The sequence below is a fragment of the Sorangium sp. So ce1036 genome (assembly GCF_051369805.1).
GTDB classification, from domain to species: domain Bacteria; phylum Myxococcota_A; class Polyangia; order Polyangiales; family Polyangiaceae; genus Sorangium; species Sorangium cellulosum_F.
In genome coordinates this window covers 8,702,431-8,719,374 of the sequence record NZ_JBBMOX010000001.1, presented here as the reverse complement: position 1 = coordinate 8,719,374, position 16,944 = coordinate 8,702,431, and the positions used below count along the sequence as shown (strand labels likewise).

Sequence of the window (16,944 nt, the reverse complement as noted above, 5' to 3'; positions counted from 1 at the left end):
CAAGGTGGGCACTTCCTGCGCGCCCCCGTGGGTCGACACGGAGCGCGGAGGTCGCGGGGGGCGCGTGCGCGCGGTTCCCGCTTGTTTGGCCCGTCACCTGGGTCGCGGTTAGCCTCCGGACTGCTCAGGCCTGGGCTGGCGGGCCATTTGCAGCGGGCGGCCCTGACCCGCCAGAGAACCCGAAATATGGAGAGGAGCATGATGTCGAGCCGCGTCTGGACCGCATTCGCGATCGCGGGGGCCCTGTGCGCCGGAGGATGCAGCTCGGCAGCGGCGATCCAGGAGGCGAGGATCAGCGAGCAGGGCGGCTTCCGGAACCCGGAGCACCGGCTCGCCGCGGCGGAGGACGCGGGCTACTGCAGCGCCGAGGTGCTGCGGTGGCACTACGACGAGCCCGCGGCGACGCTCCGGCTCGCGGACGCCCGCCTGATGCTCGACTGCTGCGGGAAGCGCGCGATCCATGTCGAGAGGATCGACAGCCTCTACGAGATCACCGAGCGGGACGAGCCGGACAGCGCCGGGGGGCGCTGCCTCGAGCAGTGCGCCTTCGACCTCTCGGTCGGGGTGCACGACGTCCCCCGGGGCGAGGTCTACGTGAAGCTGCTTCGGGACGTGGTCGATCAGCAGGGCAGCCCGTCCGTGGTCTGGAGCGGCACCCTCGATCTCGGCGAGACCGCGGGCGCGATCGTCCTCGACAGCACACCCGCCGATGCCGGTTGCCAGGCACGAAGCTCGTCACGTCGTCGCAACACGACCGTCGCCGCCAGGTGAGCAGAGAACGACGGGGGCCGGCCGTGCTCCGGATGGCGGCGCCAGGTGGACGGGAGAGGACGGCTGTCCTGGTCTGAGTCCCGGCGCGACGCGGGAGGACGCGGGGAGGCTCCGGGAGGAAGGGCAGGGGAGCAGATGGGCCGACCACGACGTGCAAGGTCGGATAACGGAGCGAATTCTGCCACGATACACCTGGACAGCCAGGAATGGAGAACCTATATCCTCCATGTGCGTGCAGCTGCGCCAGGGTGCGGCGTGCACGTGGCCCATGCTCCAGCGTGGAGTCACCTCGGAGAGTCAACGCTGCGGAGATGTGTCGGGTGCCCCTGTTGAAGCCCCAGTTCACCGTCTTACGCGGACCTTCAGCAGCCGGGCGGCACAGCGAGAAAGAATCAAGGGCCATGAAGTACGTGGGGGTTTGTACGGCGCTTGCAGCCGTGGGGTCGCTGCTCCTGCTGGGGGGTTGCCTGGAGACCGAGCCGGCGCACGCGGGGATCGTGAGCGAGGCTGGCGGATTCGTGGATCCGGAGCGACGGCTCGCCTCCGAGAGGGATGAGAGCTACTGCTCCGCCGAGGTGCTGCGCTGGCGCTACGACGCGTCGAGCAGCGCCCTGACGCTGGCGGACAGCCGGCTCCTGCTCAACTGTTGCGGGCAGCGTGCGATGCACGTGGAGCGGATCGACAGCGTCTACGAGATCACCGAGAGGGACGAGCCCGAGGCGGCCAACCGGAGGTGCGACTCGGTCTGCGCGTTCGATTTCGCGGTGTCGATCCCCGAGGTCTCCCCGGGCAAGGTCTACGTGCGCCTGCTGCGCGACGTGGTCGACGCGCAGGGCAGCGCGAAGCTCGTCTGGCAGGGGGAGATCGACGTGCGGAAGTCGGCCGGCGAGGTGGTGCTGGATCGCGCCCCTGCCCCGGGCGAGGCCTGCGGCGGATCGCCCCAGTAGACGCTGCGGCCGGCGAGGCGCAGAAGCGCGCTGCGGCCGGCCAGGCGCGGGGACATGCCGTGGCCGCCCGTCGCGCGCGCTGCGGCCGGCATGCCCGCGGCTACGTGATGGGCCCGCGGCGTGCTGGGCCACGCGACATGATGGGCCTGCGGTTGCGTGATGGGCCCGCGGCGTGATGGGCCCGCAGACCGCGCAGCGCGCAGCCTTCAATCGATCAGCGTGCGCGCGGGGCGGCCGGGCTCGCACTTCACGAGCGTGGCGGTCAGCTCGAGGGTCTCGGGCAGCGTGCTCTGGACCTGCGCGACGACCTGCTCGACCACGTGCTGCGCCTCGTCCAGGTTCGGCCCCACGATGGAGACGACGAACGTGAGCGGGCCGGTGCGCCCGGCCGCTGCCGGCGTCAGGCTCAGCAGCAGCGTCTGGGTCAGGTCGACGACCTGGAGCGCGGCCTTGCGCAGCGCGAGCATCTCGAGGATCGTCGGCCGCAGGCTCACGAGGCCGTTCTGGCCGCGCAGCTCGAAGCGCGCGATCTGCATCGGCACCTCCGCCCACTCGGCGAAGAAGCCGTCCTCGTCGATGGCCTTCATCAGGTGCTCGCGCACGAGCAGTCCCGTGAGGCCGTCGCGCCGCGCGAGGTAGCGCCTCGCCTTGTCGTGGTGCGGGGAGTCCGGGCCGAACGTCACCGCCATGAGGCGGCACTCGCCGAGCTGCACCTCGCCGCCGTGGAACAGCGAGACCTGGGCCTTGCGCTCGAAGGGGAAATCCGCGTACGTGCCGTTCGTGCTGTTCAGGTCCTCGATGAGCCACGAGCCCGTCTGCCACCGGAGCAGCGCGTGCGAGCCGGAGACGGTCGCCTCGGCCAGGACGAGATCCTGATCGCTGCGGCGCCCGATCGAGAGCACCGGCTTCAGCAAGGGGAACAGGGTGGCGACGCTCTCGGGCGCGTTCGTGGCGTAGGTGATGAGCAGCGACTGCGCGCCGGGGGTGAACTGCGTCTTGATCGCCCGGCCGGGCGCCGGGCCGGGATCGATGCGCTCGCGCGGCAGCTGGATCGGCGCGGTCGTGGTCTGCGTCGGGTTGAAGAACCGCATGTGCCGCGCCTGCGGGCGCATCTGCGGGTCCGGGTTCAGCGCGCGGAAGATCTGCCGGATCTCGTCGTTGGTGAGCGCGGCAGGCACGTCGAAGGTGATCTGCTGCTTCATCGTCTTGAGCCGCGGCTTGTAGCCGGGCTCGGGGACGCGGCAGGTCCACATCTCCCAGAGCGTCAGCGCCGCGGCGTAGACGTCGTCCTCCGGGCTCGCGCCGCCGTTGCGCAGCCGCTCCGGCGACATGTAATGGGGGGTGCCCCCGTCAGGCGGCGCGCCCGGCTTGCGCACGGCCGCGCGCGCGCGCTCCTTCGCGAAGCCGAAGTCGAGGATGACGGCGCGATCCTCGGCGACCATCACGTTGCCGGGCTTCAGGTCGCCGTGCACGAGCCCCTGCTGGTGGATGGCGGCGAGCCCCGCGCAGATGTCGGTCGAGATCTTGCGGAACTCGTCGGCCGTGAACCCGCAGGACGCCTTGCGCTTGTTGCGGATGTGGTTGTGGAGCGTCTGCCCGGGGATGTACTCCATCACGAGGATGGGCCCCCACGGGCTCGGCGCGAGGTCGTGCACGCGGCAGACGTTCGGGTGGCGCGCCTTCTGGGCCAGGATCACCTCCTGCCGCAGCGCCTCGTCATCGCCGGGCATCGCGGAGGCCTCGGGCACCACCTTGAGCGCCACCTGCTGCTGGGTCAGGCGATCGAAGGCCAAGAACACCTCGCCCATGCCGCCTTTGCCGATGCTCTTCAGGACCTCGTACCGGTCGCTGATGACCGTTCCGACGTCGATGGGAGGGAGGGGTTCTTTGGTCACGGCCACGGGCGCACGAAGGGTGAGGAAGAGCTCCGGGCCGGCGCGGCGCTGACGCGCCGACACGCGGCATGGACTGCGCGCAGGGTCGTCCATTCGAGCCCCGGGCGCAACGAGTCGTTGCACGGGGCGCCCGGGCCGGCGCCTCTCGCGCCGGGGGACCGCGGCCCGGCCGGCGGCGCGCGCCGCGCCGGACGCGGCGATCCGCGCGGCGCGTCGCCCCGCCGCCCGCCGTTCAGGGGAACGGCCGCGCCGTGTGGGCGTGGTTGAGCGGGCCGTGGCCGTGGCCCAGCCCGGGCGCGGCGCGCATGGCCTCGCGGAGGTAGCGGCGCGCGCGCGCGATGGCGGGGGTGAGGGCGAGGCCCTGGGCGAGGCCGGCCGCGATCGCCGAGGCCAGCGTGCAGCCTGTGCCGTGGGTGGCGCGCGTCTCGATGCGCGCGTCCTCGAACAGCCGCTCGCCCCCTTGCGCCCCGGGCTCGGGGGCCACGCAGAGGACGTCGACGACGGTCGCGCCGGGGAGGTGGCCTCCCTTCAGCAGCACGGCGCGCGGGCCCATGGAGAGCAGCCGCGCGGCGGCGCGGCGCATGGCGTCCACGCTGTCGATGACCGCGCCGGTCAGCGCCTCGGCCTCGGGGATGTTCGGCGTGAGCAGCGCGGCGCGGGGCAGGAGCCGGTCGCGCAGGGCGCCCTCGGCGTCGGGCTGGAGGAGCCGCGCGCCGCCCTTGGCGACCATCACGGGATCGACCACGAGCGGCGCGCCGCGGCCGAGCCGATCGTAGACGCGCGCGACCTCCTCGATGACCTCGGCCGAGTGCAGCATGCCGGTCTTGATCGCGTCCGCGCCGATGTCGTCCAGCACGAGCTCCATCTGGCGGCGGATGAAGTCGGGCGGCACCGGGAGCACGGCGGCCACGCCGCGCGTGTTCTGGGCCGTGAGCGCGGTGATCGCCGTCGCGCCGTACGCGTCGAGCGCGGTGACCGCCTTGAGGTCCGCCTGGATGCCGGCGCCGCCGCCGGAGTCGGACCCGGCGACGATGAGGACGCGGCCGTTCATGGCGCGCTCCGGCGGCGGGCCGCGGTGAGCGGCCGGCCGTCGCGCGGCGCGGCCGCCGGGGGAGGGATGGGCGAGCTGCGAGGGGGGCACATGGCGAGGGCGCAGGGTGTCCTGAAACGCGACGGATCGCGAGGGGTCGTCGAGCGGGGCGCGAGGCCGCTCATCGACCGGCGGAGGACGCTGGCCGGGCTCGCCTGCTCGCGCGCCGACGCATCCGGGGATGGGCGCGAGATCGCGTCGGCGCCTCGCTTCAGTAATGCTTGTCGAGGATCGCGGGATCCGTCGTGGCCGCGAACACCGTGTCGCAGCGCCGACACCTGTATTTTACCTTCGTCGGCCGGGCCGAGATCCCGAACGCAAGCTGGATGTAGCCCAGGAGGCGGTACTCCGCTTCGGCGCTCACCATGTAGTGATCGCGGCCGTGTCCGCAGGGGCACTGGGGCAGCCCGGATGTGGTGTGGTTGCGATAGGGCATCGAAGGCGCGCTCGTCTGGGCGGTCACGTGGCCAGTGTAGAATGGTCCTGACGCGCGTCGAGGGGGGTGGGGGCGCAAAGCAGCCCGGACTGGGGGCGGGCGGACGGCGCGAGCGCGATGTCCATGACCCATGCGCCGGCGGGCGCTGCGCCAGGCGCCACGCCGCGGAGGCCCAGCTCGCCGCGGAGGCCGGTGGGCCGTCTCGGGGAGCCCGGCCGGGGGCGCCAAGACGCGGCCCTCGGGGGCACCGGGTCGGCGCTTTGCGCCCCGCCGCGGACCGAATAGGACGGACGCCATGGGCCCCGCACTCCTCGCCGAGCGCCTGGTGAAGCACTACGGCGATCTCACGGCCGTGGACGGGCTCGATCTCGCCGTGCGCCCGGGGGAGATCGTCGGCCTGCTCGGGCCGAACGGGGCGGGCAAGACGACGACGCTGCGGATGCTCGCCGGCATCCTGTCGCCGACCGCGGGGCGCGTCCTGGTCGGCGGCGTCGACCTCGCCGCGCGGCCGCTCGAGGCGAAGCAGCGCATCGGCTTCCTCTCCGGCGACACCCAGCTCTACCAGCGGCTCACGCCCCGCGAGGTGCTCCGCTACTTCGGCCGGCTGTACGGCATCGGCGAGGCAGCGCTCTCGCGCCGCATCGACGCCCTCGTGACCGATCTCGAGATGGAGGCGTTCGCCTCGCGGCCGTGCAGCACGCTCTCCGCCGGGCAGAAGCAGCGCGCCAACATCGCGCGCGCGTTCCTCCACGAGCCCGAGGTGCTCATCCTCGACGAGCCCACGACCGCGCTCGACGTCATCAGCGGCCGCTTCATCGTCGCGTCGATCCGGCGCGAGCGCGCCGCGGGCAGGGCCATCCTCTTCTCGACGCACATCATGGGTGAGGCCGAGTACCTCTGCGATCGCATCGCCCTCCTGCACGAGGGCCGCATCGTGGACGCCGGCGCGCTCCCGGAGCTCCTCGAGCGCGCGGGCGCCGCGAACCTGACGGACGCCTTCCTCCACCACGTCGAGCGGGGCCGCCCGCCCACGGCGTCCGAGGGCGCCGGCGCGCCGGCGCGCCGGCGCGAGGCGCCGTGAGGCTCGCCATCGTCTGGACCATCCTCCGCAAGGAGCTCGTCGAGTCGCTCCGGGATCGGCGCACGCTCGTGCGCCTCCTGCTCGTCCCGATCCTCCTCTATCCGCTCTTCGCGCTCGGCGTCAGCCAGCTCGTCGGCTCCGAGGTCGCGGCGCGCGAGGCGCGCTCGTCCAAGATCGCGGTGTGGGGCGAGCTCGCCGAGGGCCTGCGCCGGAGGATCGAGGCGGCGGACAAGATCGAGCTCGCGCCCTGGGTCGGCGCGCCCCCCGACGTGCGGGAGGGCCTCGCCTCGGGGGCGATCGAGCCGCCGGAGGGCCCGGCCACCACGCCGGACGCGGGCGAGGCGCCGCCGCGCGACGGGGGCGCCGACGACCCGCGGCCGCGCTGGACCGAGCCGGACAACCCCGTGCTCGCCGCGGCGCGCGCCGCGGTGAGCGACCGGGGGGTCGATGCGGTCCTCGTCCCGTGGCCCGCGCTGGACGCCACGCTGGAGCGCGGCGGGAAGGGGGCCGTCGCGATCTACTACGACTCGGTCCGCGCCGACTCGGCCCTGGCAGAGGCGCGCCTCGAGAGGGCCCTCGGGCGCGCCCGCGCGGCGATCGTCGCGGAGCGCGAGGCGGAGCGCGGCCTGCCCGAGGGGTTCTCGATCGCGTACGACATCGTGCCGCGCGACGTCGCGGCCGACAGCCGCAAGGTCGGCCAGATCCTCGGCTCGATGATGCCGATGATGCTCATCCTGATGTCGCTCCTCGGCAGCTTCCTGCCCGCGATCGATCTCACGGCGGGCGAGAAGGAGCGCGGCACGATGCAGACGCTCCTCTGCGCGCCCGTGCGATCCATCGAGATCATCTCGGGCAAGTTCCTGGCCGTGTGGATCATCTCCCTGCTCACGGCGCTCGGCAACGTGGTGAGCCTGTCGCTGACGGTGCGCCGGTTGCTGCCCGACGTCGTGGTCGTGGACACGTCCATCTTCGCGCTCACGTTCGTGCTGCTCGTGCCGGTCACCTCCCTGTTCTCGGCGCTGTTCCTCGCGCTCGCCGTCTTCGCGAAGGACTTCAAGGACGGCCAGAACGCGCTCATGCCGGCGTACCTGCCGCTCTCGCTGCTCGCCGGCATCACCGCCCTGCCGATGATCGAGCTCAACCCGTGGACGGCCTACGCCCCGGTCCTCAACATCGCGGTGCTGATCAAGGCCCTCTTCCTCGGGGAGGCGCCGCTCGATCTGCTCTTCGCGGCGATCTTCTCGTCGGCGCTCTACGCCGGCCTCGCGCTCCTCTTCGCCGCGCGCGTGTTCGAGCGCGAGAGCGTGCTGCTCGGGGGCCAGGAGCCGGCGGGCGCGGTGCTGGGCCTCGGGCGCCGGGCCGGCGGGGCGCCGTCCGCCGCCTTCTCGATCGCGGCGTTCGCGGGCGTCCAGGTGCTCTTCTTCTACGGCAGCTTGCTCATCGCCCGCGCCAGCGTGGCGGTCCAGCTCGCGGTCACGCAGCTCGGCTTCTTCCTCCTCCCCACCGTCGCGCTCGTGCTCGGCTTCGGCTACTCGCCGCGGGAGACGCTCGGCCTCCGGCCGGCCTCGGCCCGCGGCCTCGCCGGGGCGCTGCTCCTCGGGGGGTCGGCGTGGGCCGCGATCGGGGGCACCGTCCTCCGGTGGTTCCCGGCGCCGGAGGCGCTCGCGCGAGAGCTGCGCGATCTCGTGCTGCTCGACGGGCAGCCGTACCCGGTGATCTTGCTGCTCATCGCCGTGACGCCGGCCGTCTGCGAGGAGCTCCTGTTCCGCGGCCTCGTCTACGCCGGGCTGCGCCGCGCCGGGCCCGCGGCGGCGATCGTCGCCTCGGCGCTCCTCTTCGGGCTCGCCCACGGGTCGGTGTACCGCCTGCTGCCGACGTTCTGTCTCGGGCTCGCGCTCGGCTACGCGCGCCACCGCACCGGGTCCGTGCTGCCCGGGATGCTCGTTCACGTCCTGAACAACGGGCTCGCGGCGTCGCTGCTCTACTTCAATCCGCCATCCCTGCAGGGCGCCGTCGAGGGGGCGCTGCCGTGGAGCGTGACGGTCGCCGGCGGCCTCGTGTCCCTGGCCGGGCTGCTGCTGCTCCGCCGATCGCCGGCGCCTGAAGGGGGCCACGGCAGCGAGGTGGCCGGCGGCGCCGCCGCGCGCGCGGGAGGCGCCCGAGGCTGAGCCAGAGGCTGGCGTGGTCGTGCAGCCTGTGAGGTGGCGCGCCGAGATGGCCGGTTCGCGCGTCGTGCGCGCGCCCCCGCCCGCCCTCGCCGGGCCTCCGCGCGGTCAGCGCTGGCTTCCCCGGAGCTCGAGCACCCGCACGTCGTACGGCGCGAGCTCCACGGCGTCGACGGGCCTGGCGCCGCCGAGCTCCGTCAGGCGGCCCGAGGCGGCCACGGGCTTCACCGAGAGCGGTTGATCCGCCTGGCTGACCAGGAACACGAAGCGGCGGCCGTCGCGGTGGCGCAGGGTGTCGGCCGCGACCCGCGGATCGGCCACGGTCACCGGGCGCCGCGCGCCGGCGAGCTCGGCGAGCGCCTCGTAGAGCCGGCAGGTGGGCTCCGGGTTGACGCGCGGGGTCTCGGCGGCGAAGTGCTCGACTGGGTAGGTGCAGAGCACGATGCTGCCCTGTCCGACCTCGCGCCGCAGCACCGCCGGCCGGCCGTGCTGGTCGACCGCCACGACCTCCGCCCCCCGCGGCCGCACCGGCAGGTACGCGCGGCTGTGCTCGGTGCCGGCGGCCGCGAACGTCAGCGTGGCGCCCTCCTCGATCGCGCCGAACCGCCGGCGGAACGTGAGCGTCACCTCGTCGTCCTCGATCGGATCGACCAGCCCATAACGCAACTGGTGCTCGACGCCGAACATCTCGTTGAGATGCGCGTACCACGGGCCGCGCTGCGACCCGTGCGTGCCGTGGCAGTACGACGCGTAGACGACCGCGCCCGCGGAGGCCAGCCGCTCCAGCAGGTGCCAGGTCGGCGCGGTGAGCTGCTTGGTCGACGGGAGGAGGTAAAGCCGGCAGTCCTCGGCGATCCCGTCCCGCTCCCGGCTCAGCCCGACGGGCAGGTCCGCCTCCCTGGCCGCGACGTAGGCCTGCCGCAGCACGTTGAACAGGGTGTTGCGATCCGCGGCCTCGGTGAACGGAAACACGCCCTCCAGGTACGCCGGGACGATCAGCGCCGCGTCGGCGGGCTCGCGCTCGCAGCCGAGGACGTCGATGTCGGCGAGCACCCTGGCGAAGCGGGCCATCTCCTCGAGCTGCGGCTTGGGGCGGCCGTCCGTGGTCGTCAGGCCGAAATGGAGCTCGAACGGATGGTGCCGGTACGGGTCCTGATGGATGAGGTCGAAGTCGGTGTTGTTCCAGCCGATCCAGCCCGTGGCGCCGGCCAGCAGCGTGTTGTGCAGGACCTGTCGATAGTAGTGCGCGGCGTTCTCGTCGGACGCGAAGGCCGAGGACACCCCGAACTCCTCCAGCACCACCGGCTTGCCCAGAAAGCCCGTGAGCTCGCAGATGAACGCCGCGCCGTAATGCTGGCGGACCACGTCGTTCTCCATCCGGTAGACGTGCGGGCCGAGGAAATCCACGAGGGCGCCGAGGTCGCGGACCGAGAACCCGTTGTCGTGGCCGGTGACCTCGATGCCCCAGGCGCCGTCGCCGATCGAGATCGGCTGGCTGGCCCCGCCGGCCCGGAGCGCCTGCACGAGCAGGCTCGCCCAGCTCGTGACGCTCTCGCGGAGGGACCGCTCGCGCTCGCCGTAAATCGGCATCTCGTTGGAGATGAGCCAGCCGGTCACCGCCGGGTGACCGGCGAAGCGCCGCGCCATCTGCTCGGCGAACCACGCCTGCCGGGCGACCATCCACACGTCGCCGTACAGGTCGCGCCCGCGCCGCCACGCCGGGTCCCAGTTCTCGCCCGACATGTGGCCGACGAGGAGGGTCGGAATCGTGGTCAGGCCCGCCTCGCTGTGGGCCTCGAGGAAATCCGCGTAATGCGCGGCGCAGCGCTCGTCGATCCGGTCCGGCTCGGGCATGAAGTGAGGCCAGTAGAAGAACGACCGGGTCATGGTGAGCCCGTGCTCCGCGAGCACCCGGAGCTCCTCGCGGACGACGGCCGGGTCGTAGCTCTGCCACATGAGCGGTCCGCCGCGCCTCGACCAGAAATTGGCCCCGAGCCACGCGACAGGGTGGTTGCGGACAGCGACCTTGGCGAAATGGCGTTGCATGCTCCTCCGACGTCCTCCGGCAGGCGTGCGAGGCACGCCCGTCGACCAGATCACTTAATCGGTTCAGCGTCAACGGGCGGCGCGGTGCTGCCCCGCGTCGCGAGCGTCGGCGCGCTGCACTCGGCGTCGGCGATCGGCTCGCCCGCGACGAGGCCGAGGAGCAGCGCGGCGGCGCGGGCGCCGTGCTCGGCGATGTTGCGGCGCACGGCGGTGAGGGCCGGGTGCACGAGCTCGCACAGCGCCGAGTCGTCCCAGGCCACGATCGAGAGGCGCTCGGGCACGGGGACGCGCATCTCCTGGGCGACGGCGAGCGCGGCGACGGCCATCACGTCGTTGTCGAAGACGATGGCGGTGGGCGGGGTCGGCCCGGACAAGAGCCGCCGCGTGGCCTGGGCCCCCGCCTCCCCCGTGTAGTCGGCGTGGATCGTAGGCGCCCGCGTGAGGCGCCGCCTCCGGGCCGCGGCGCTGAAGGCCTTGCTGCGGACCGCCGTGTGCAGGAACGCCGCGGGGCCGGCGACCCGGGCGATGGAGCGGTGGCCGAGCGCGGCGAGGTGATCGACGACCGCCCGCATGGCGCCCGCGTCGTCGCTCCACACGCCGGAGAGGCTCCCCTTGCCCGCCGGCCCGCCGACGACCACCGCGGGGAGCTTGAGCTCCTCGATCAGCTTCACGCGCGGATCTCCCTCGCAGAGGTCGACCAGGATCACGCCGTCGACCCGCCGCTCGGCCCACCACCTCCGGTACGTGTCCATCTCGGCGTCGCGGTCCTCGGTGACCTTGAGCAGCAGCGCCTCGGCGCTCTCGGCCAGCTCCGCCTCGATGCCCGAGATGAGCTGCATGAAGAACGGCTCGATGCCGAGCGTGCGCGCCGGCCGGTCGATCACCAGGCCGATCGCGCCGGCCCGGCCGTCGGAGAGCGCCCGCGCCGCGCTGCTCGGCTGCCAGCCCATCTCCGCCGCGATGGCGAGGATCCGCTCGCGCGTCGGCTCGGACACGCCGGGTCTGCCGTTCAGCGCATAGGACACCGCTCCCTTGGACACCCCCGCACGCCACGCGATGTCCGTGATGGTCGGACGCTTCAAGCAGCACCTCCGCTCCCGGCCGACGGCTCCAGGCTCACCGCGTGGGGGGCCCGCCGTCCGGCCCCGCCTGGATAGCACGCCGGGAGGGCGCCTCTCGCCGCTACGTCACCTCGAGGAGCTCGCGCTCGGTGATGCCGAGGAGGAAGAGGACGGCGTCGAGGCCGCTCGCGGAGAGCGACGTGTCCGCGGCTGCCCGGAGCTTGGGCTTCGCGCGGAACGCGACCCCGAGGCCCGCCCGCTGGAGCATCAAGAGGTCGTTGGCGCCGTCGCCGACGGCGATGGTCTGATCGAGCAACACCCCCTCCGCCTGCGCGATCGTCTCGAGCAGCTCCGCTTTGCGCTGCGCGTTGACGATGGGGCCTGTGACCCGGCCCGTCAGCTTCCCGCCCTCCACCTCCAGCGCGTTCGAGTAGGCGTAATCGATCCCGAGCCTCGCCTTCAGCGCCTCGGCCGCTATCGAGAATCCGCCCGAGATCACCGCGGTCCGGTAGCCGAGCCGCTTCAGCACCCGGATGAGCGTCTCTGCGCCCTCGGTGATGGGGAGCTCGGCGGCGATCTTCCGGAGCACGCCGACGTCGAGCCCGCGGAGCAGCGCGAGCCTCTGGCGGAGCGACTCGTCGTAGTCCATCTCTCCCTGCATCGCCCGCTCGGTGATCCTGGCGACCTGCTCCACGACGCCCTTCGCGCGCGCGAGCTCGTCGATGACCTCGATGCGGATGAGCGTCGAGTCCATGTCCATGACCACGAGCCGCTTGCTGCGGCGGAAGAGCCCCTCGCGCTGCAGCGCGAGGTCGAAGCTGTTCTGCATCGCGAGCGCCAGGAGCGCCCGCTTGAGCGCCTCGGCCCGCTCCTCGCGCTGGAGCAGCACCTGGATCTCGACCGAGGAGAGCCGCTCGACGGACAGGCGGGCGATCTTCTCGATGTTCGCGTCGTGGGCCGCCAGGGTGGAGGCGACGTCGTGCAGCTGCTTCGCGCAGAGCTCGCGGCCGATGGCCGTGACCACGTACCGGCTCCCGAGCCTCCGCGCGGGGGCGCCGCCGTCGAGCGGCGTGAAGTCGAGCGCCACCCCGAGCTCCTTCGCGGCGAACAGGAGCTCCTTGAGCCCGTTGCGCGTCTCCGGGAAGAGCGCGAGCAGCGCGAGGTTCAGGTTGCCGTGCACCACCACCTGCTCGATGTCGAGCAGCGTGGCGCCGATCTCGCTGAGGATCCCGGTGAGCCGAGCGGTGATCCCGGGGTGGTCCCTGCCGGTGACGGTGACGAGGATCGGATCGGAGGAGGCGGCCATCGCGGGCCCCTTATCAGGGCCGCGCCGCAGGGTCGACGCCGATCCGCGCGCGAACACGCCTGTTCGCCCCCCGAGCGAACACGCCAGTTCGCTCCCCGCGCGCTGCCGTCCCCCCCGCGGGCTCGCCGTCGCCGCGCTACCGGTACCGCCCGCGCCCCCGCGCCGCCGCCGCGCGCCCGCTGCCGCTCGCCCCGGCGGTCCCCGCGCGCCCGCCGTTCGCCTTGGCGCCCGCCCCCGCGCCCGCGCGCCCGCCGTTCGCCTTGACGCCCGCGCCGGCGCCGCGCCGGCTCGCCGTCCGCCCGGAGCGCGCCGGCTTCTCCTCCGCCGCCGAGCGCGCCGCGCCGGCGTCCCCGTCGCCCAGCTCGGCCTTGAGCTGGCGGAGCTGATCGCGCAGCCGCGCCGCCTTCTCGAACTCGAGGTTCTCCGCCGCCGCGAACATCTCCTGCCGGATCGCCTCGATCTGGTCGGCCAGATCGACCACGGCGGCCCGAGCCGCCTCGGCCCCGGGCTTCGCCGGGCCCTTCGGCACCGCGTAGTAGTCGCGCGCGCCCGACGTGGGGGACAGGTCGAGGATCGCCTTCTTCACGGTGGCCGGCGTGATGCCGTGCTCCTCGTTGTACGCCTGCTGGATCCCGCGCCGCCGGTTCGTCTCTTCCATCGCGCGCTTCATCGCGTCGGTGATGCGGTCGGCGTACATCACGACCTCGCCGTTCACGTTGCGGGCGGCGCGGCCGATCGTCTGGATCAGCGAGCGCGGGCTCCGGAGGAAACCCTCCTTGTCGGCGTCGAGGATCGCCACCAGCGACACCTCCGGCAGATCGAGCCCCTCGCGCAGCAGGTTGATGCCGACCAGCACGTCGAACTCGCCGCGCCGGAGGTCCCGGAGGATCTCGACGCGCTGGAGCGTGTCGACGTCCGAGTGGAGGTAGCGGACGCGGATGCCGAGCTCCGTGTAGTACTCGGTGAGGTCCTCGGCCATCCGCTTGGTCAGCGTCGTGACGAGCACGCGATCGCCGCGCTCGACCCGCTCCCGGATCCGCGCGAGCAGGTCGTCGACCTGCCCGGCGACCGGCCTGACCTGGATCTGCGGATCGATGAGCCCGGTGGGGCGGATGATCTGCTCGACGACCACGCCGCCCGACCTCTGCAGCTCGTAGTCGCCGGGGGTCGCGCTCACGAAGAGGACCTGGGCGTAGTGCTGCTCGAACTCCTCGAACTTGAGCGGCCGGTTGTCGAGCGCGCTCGGCAGCCGGAAGCCGTACTCGACCAGCGTCTCCTTCCGCGCCCGGTCGCCCCGGTACATCGCCCCGATCTGCGGGATGGTCTGGTGCGACTCGTCGATGATGAGCAGGAAGTCCTTCGGGAAGTAGTCGATGAGCGTGGGCGGGGGCTCGCCGGGCTTCCGCCCCGAGAGGTGGCGCGAGTAGTTCTCGATGCCGTTGCAGAACCCCATCTGCTCCAGCATCTCGAGGTCGTACATCGTGCGCTGCTCGATGCGCTGCTTCTCCAGGAAGCGCACGGCCCGGTCGTAGAAGTCGATGCGCTCGCGCAGCTCCTCGCGGATCGACTGGATCGCGAGCCGGAGCTGCTGCTGCTCGGTCACGTAGTGGGAGCCCGGAAAGACGGCGTAGCGGTCGAGCTGGCCCACGACCTTGCCGCGGACCGGGTCGACCTCCTTGATGGCCTCGATCTCGTCGCCGAAGAACTCGACCCGGATCGCGAGCGACTCCTCGTAGGCAGGGAAGATCTCGACCACGTCCCCGCGCACGCGGAAGGTGCCGCGGTGGAAGTCGACGTCGTTCCTCGTGTACTGGATGTCGACGAGCCGCCGGAGGAGCTCGTCCCGGCGGATCTCGGTGCCGCGCTCGAGCTTGATCAGGAGCCCGTGGTAGCTCTCGGCCGAGCCGATGCCGTAGATGCAGCTCACCGAGGCGACGATGATCACGTCCGGCCGCGACAGCAGCGCGTGCGTCGCCGCGTGGCGCATGCGGTCGATCGCGTCGTTGATGATCGCGTCCTTCTCGATGTACGTGTCGCTCGTCGGGACGTACGCCTCGGGCTGGTAATAATCGTAGTAGCTGACGAAATAGTGGACGGCGTTGTTGGGGAAGAGCTCCCTCATCTCGCCGTAGAGCTGGGCCGCCAGCGTCTTGTTGGGCGCCAGGATCAAGGTCGGCTTTTGCAGCTTCTCGATCACCTTCGCGGCGGTGAACGTCTTGCCGCTGCCCGTCACGCCGAGGAGGACCTGGAAGGTCTCGCCCTGCTCGAAGGCGGAGCAGATCTCCCGCAGCGCGCGAGGCTGGTCACCGCACGGCTTGAATTCGGAGACGAGCTCGAAGTGTGTGGGCATGGAGCAGAGGACCCTAATGCGGCGAGGCGCTCCTCGCAACCCCGCCTCCGCAGCGGCCGGAGGAGATGCGTGGTGGGGTAGGGGGGCAGGGGTGGGGGCGCGCTGGATCGAACCGGCACGCGGGCGCGCGGGTAACCTACCCTGGGGCGCGCGCGCGCGTCGCCGGCACGTGGTCGCCGGGCGCCGGAGGGCCAGGCGCCGGAGGGCGCGGCGCGTGCGTGACGTCGAGCCGCCGGCCAGCCACGGCGGCGCTTGACGGCGGCGAGGCGGTGGCGGATTCTAGGCGACGCCGCGTCGTGGTGACGCACGCCGAGCACGGAGGCCAGATCATGAGCGCGACCACACCGCACATCCATCTTGCCGCCGCCGCCGTCTCCGCCGCGGCTGGCTGAGCTCGTCTCCACGCCCTCGCTCCGGCGCTCCGGCGCGCGTGCCCTGAGCGGCGCGCGCCCGTGCTGCGTCGCCTGCACCGCGCGCGTCCCGCGGGGCTCATGCCCCGGCCGGGCGCGCCCTCCGGCGTGATGTCCTGAGCGGTCGACGAGCTCCGCGCCGCGGCGGCCCCGCGCGTCCTCTGGCCGGCGCGGGCGCGCCCTCGCGCGCCGTCGCGCCCCTGTCCGTCGATCGCCGCGCGCCCGCGCGCGGCCGAACGCCATGGAGCGCTCGTCCCGTCATGCAACCTGATCCTCGTTCTCCTCTTCATCCTCTCTCCCAGCACGAACCGCGGCTCGACCTGATCGGGCTCGGATGGACTCCCTTCTTCGCGGCCCAGCTCGCGCGCCTGGAGGACGCCGTGCAGCCCGCGCGCGTCGTCCTCGCCTCCGCGTCGCTGCACCACGTGCAGACCGCGGACGGCCCCCGCCTCGCGGTCGTCAGCGGCCGCCTCGCGCACGAGACCGCGGACCGCGCGGCGCTCCCCACCGTCGGGGACTGGGTGGGGCTCAGGCCCGGCGACGGCGCCGGGCCCGCGTACATCGTGCACACGTTCGCGCGGAGCACCTGCCTGCGCCGCAAGGCCGCGGGGCCCTCGGTGGAGGCCCAGGTGCTCGCGGCCAACGTCGATACGGTCTTCATCGTCACGTCGCTGAACGCCGACTTCAACGTGCGCCGCCTGGAGCGGTACCTCGAGGCGGTCATCGACAGCGGCGCTCGCCCCGTCCTCGCGCTCAACAAGGCCGATCTCTGCCCCGACCCGGGGCGGTTCATCGACGCGGCGCGGGAGGTCGCGCCCGCCGCGCCGGTCGTGCTGGTGAGCGCCCTGTCCGGCGACGGCCTCGACGCGCTCCGCGCCGAGATCGGGGCGGGGGAGACCGTGGCCCTGGTCGGCTCGTCCGGCGTCGGGAAATCCGCGCTCAGCAATCGCCTGCTCGGCGCGGAGATCCAGCTCGAGGGGGCGATCCGGGCGGCGGACGATCGCGGCCGCCACACGACCGCCCACCGGGAGCTCTTCCCCCTGCCGGGCGGCGGCCTCCTCATCGACACGCCCGGGGTGCGGGAGCTCGGCCTCTGGTCCGAGGACGGGGCGGGCCTCTCCGGCTTCGAGGACGTCGAGGCCCTCGCCGGGGCGTGCCGGTTCCGCGACTGCGCGCACGCGGGCGAGCCCGGGTGCGCGGTGCTCCGCGCCGTCGAGGGCGGCGACCTCGATCCGGCGCGCCTCGGCGCCTACCGCAAGCTCGGGGCGGAGCGCCGCCATATCGCGCTGCAGCACGACGCCCGCGCGCGGAGCGAGGAGAAGCGGCGCTGGAAGCAGATATCGAAGAGCCTGCGCAACAATCCAAAGCGCTAGCGCGCTCCGAGCA

General features: G+C 72.9%; 12 protein-coding genes. 5 read left to right on the top strand and 7 right to left on the bottom strand.

Going from position 1 to position 16,944, the window contains the following annotated elements:
- The first annotated feature begins 198 nt into the window (after positions 1–198).
- Positions 199–771 (top strand): hypothetical protein, encoded by a 573-nt coding sequence (locus WMF31_RS32725; RefSeq protein WP_436605705.1) that lies wholly within the window; start codon positions 199–201, stop codon positions 769–771.
- Between the two features lie 401 nt (positions 772–1,172).
- A complete protein-coding gene (locus tag WMF31_RS32720; protein ID WP_436605704.1) occupies positions 1,173–1,718 on the top strand; it encodes a hypothetical protein in 546 nt (181 codons plus the stop codon).
- Between the two features lie 206 nt (positions 1,719–1,924).
- On the opposite strand, the gene WMF31_RS32715 is transcribed toward WMF31_RS32720, so the two are convergent.
- The 3 genes from WMF31_RS32715 to WMF31_RS32705 form a co-directional block, all read right to left on the bottom strand.
- Positions 1,925–3,613: a protein kinase domain-containing protein gene (locus WMF31_RS32715; RefSeq protein ID WP_436605703.1), complete on the bottom strand. Its 1,689-nt coding sequence runs from the start codon at positions 3,611–3,613 to the stop codon at positions 1,925–1,927.
- Positions 3,614–3,845: 232 nt separating this feature from the next.
- Positions 3,846–4,664 carry a bifunctional hydroxymethylpyrimidine kinase/phosphomethylpyrimidine kinase gene (gene thiD / locus WMF31_RS32710; RefSeq protein WP_436605702.1) on the bottom strand — a complete coding sequence of 273 codons (819 nt, stop codon included), beginning with the start codon at positions 4,662–4,664 and terminating at the stop codon, positions 3,846–3,848.
- Positions 4,665–4,914: 250 nt separating this feature from the next.
- The gene (locus tag WMF31_RS32705; protein WP_436605701.1) at positions 4,915–5,166 is read right to left on the bottom strand and encodes a hypothetical protein; all 252 of its coding nucleotides are present in this window, start codon (positions 5,164–5,166) and stop codon (positions 4,915–4,917) included.
- A gap of 268 nt (positions 5,167–5,434) precedes the next feature.
- Between WMF31_RS32705 and WMF31_RS32700 the strand changes: the two genes are divergently transcribed.
- Positions 5,435–6,220, top strand: a complete 786-nt coding sequence (locus WMF31_RS32700; protein ID WP_436605700.1) for an ABC transporter ATP-binding protein — start codon at positions 5,435–5,437, stop codon at positions 6,218–6,220.
- Positions 6,217–8,388 carry an ABC transporter permease subunit/CPBP intramembrane protease gene (locus tag WMF31_RS32695; protein WP_436605699.1) on the top strand — a complete coding sequence of 724 codons (2,172 nt, stop codon included), beginning with the start codon at positions 6,217–6,219 and terminating at the stop codon, positions 8,386–8,388. The genes WMF31_RS32700 and WMF31_RS32695 overlap by 4 nt, the downstream gene beginning before the upstream one ends.
- A gap of 105 nt (positions 8,389–8,493) precedes the next feature.
- Here WMF31_RS32695 and WMF31_RS32690 read toward each other — a convergent pair whose 3' ends face one another.
- The 4 genes from WMF31_RS32690 to uvrB all read right to left on the bottom strand — a co-directional run bounded on the left by WMF31_RS32690 (position 8,494) and on the right by uvrB (position 15,148).
- Positions 8,494–10,431: a glycoside hydrolase 5 family protein gene (locus tag WMF31_RS32690; protein WP_436605698.1), complete on the bottom strand. Its 1,938-nt coding sequence runs from the start codon at positions 10,429–10,431 to the stop codon at positions 8,494–8,496.
- Between the two features lie 50 nt (positions 10,432–10,481).
- Complete coding sequence (locus WMF31_RS32685; RefSeq protein WP_436605697.1) at positions 10,482–11,513, bottom strand: LacI family DNA-binding transcriptional regulator; 1,032 nt, start codon at positions 11,511–11,513, stop codon at positions 10,482–10,484.
- Positions 11,514–11,613: 100 nt separating this feature from the next.
- Positions 11,614–12,798 (bottom strand): phosphoserine phosphatase SerB, encoded by a 1,185-nt coding sequence (serB, locus tag WMF31_RS32680; protein WP_436605696.1) that lies wholly within the window; start codon positions 12,796–12,798, stop codon positions 11,614–11,616.
- Between the two features lie 136 nt (positions 12,799–12,934).
- Complete coding sequence (uvrB, locus tag WMF31_RS32675) at positions 12,935–15,148, bottom strand: excinuclease ABC subunit UvrB (protein WP_436605695.1); 2,214 nt, start codon at positions 15,146–15,148, stop codon at positions 12,935–12,937.
- A 670-nt stretch (positions 15,149–15,818) separates the two neighbouring features.
- Here uvrB and rsgA point away from each other — a divergent pair.
- Entirely contained in the window at positions 15,819–16,931 is a 1,113-nt protein-coding gene (gene rsgA, locus WMF31_RS32670) for a ribosome small subunit-dependent GTPase A (RefSeq protein WP_436605694.1), read from the top strand.
- Positions 16,932–16,944: the final 13 nt, after the last annotated feature.

Excerpts from the sequence above, each read along its gene's own strand:
- thiD (WP_436605702.1), bottom strand. The coding sequence starts at position 4,664 with ATGAACGGCCGCGTCCTCATCGTCGCCGGGTCCGACTCCGGCGGCGGC.
- WMF31_RS32720 (WP_436605704.1), top strand. The coding sequence starts at position 1,173 with ATGAAGTACGTGGGGGTTTGTACGGCGCTTGCAGCCGTGGGGTCGCTG.
- rsgA (WP_436605694.1), top strand. The coding sequence starts at position 15,819 with ATGCAACCTGATCCTCGTTCTCCTCTTCATCCTCTCTCCCAGCACGAA.
- serB (WP_436605696.1), bottom strand. The coding sequence starts at position 12,798 with ATGGCCGCCTCCTCCGATCCGATCCTCGTCACCGTCACCGGCAGGGAC.
- uvrB (WP_436605695.1), bottom strand. The coding sequence starts at position 15,148 with ATGCCCACACACTTCGAGCTCGTCTCCGAATTCAAGCCGTGCGGTGAC.
- WMF31_RS32700 (WP_436605700.1), top strand. The coding sequence starts at position 5,435 with ATGGGCCCCGCACTCCTCGCCGAGCGCCTGGTGAAGCACTACGGCGAT.
- WMF31_RS32690 (WP_436605698.1), bottom strand. The coding sequence starts at position 10,431 with ATGCAACGCCATTTCGCCAAGGTCGCTGTCCGCAACCACCCTGTCGCG.
- WMF31_RS32725 (WP_436605705.1), top strand. The coding sequence starts at position 199 with ATGATGTCGAGCCGCGTCTGGACCGCATTCGCGATCGCGGGGGCCCTG.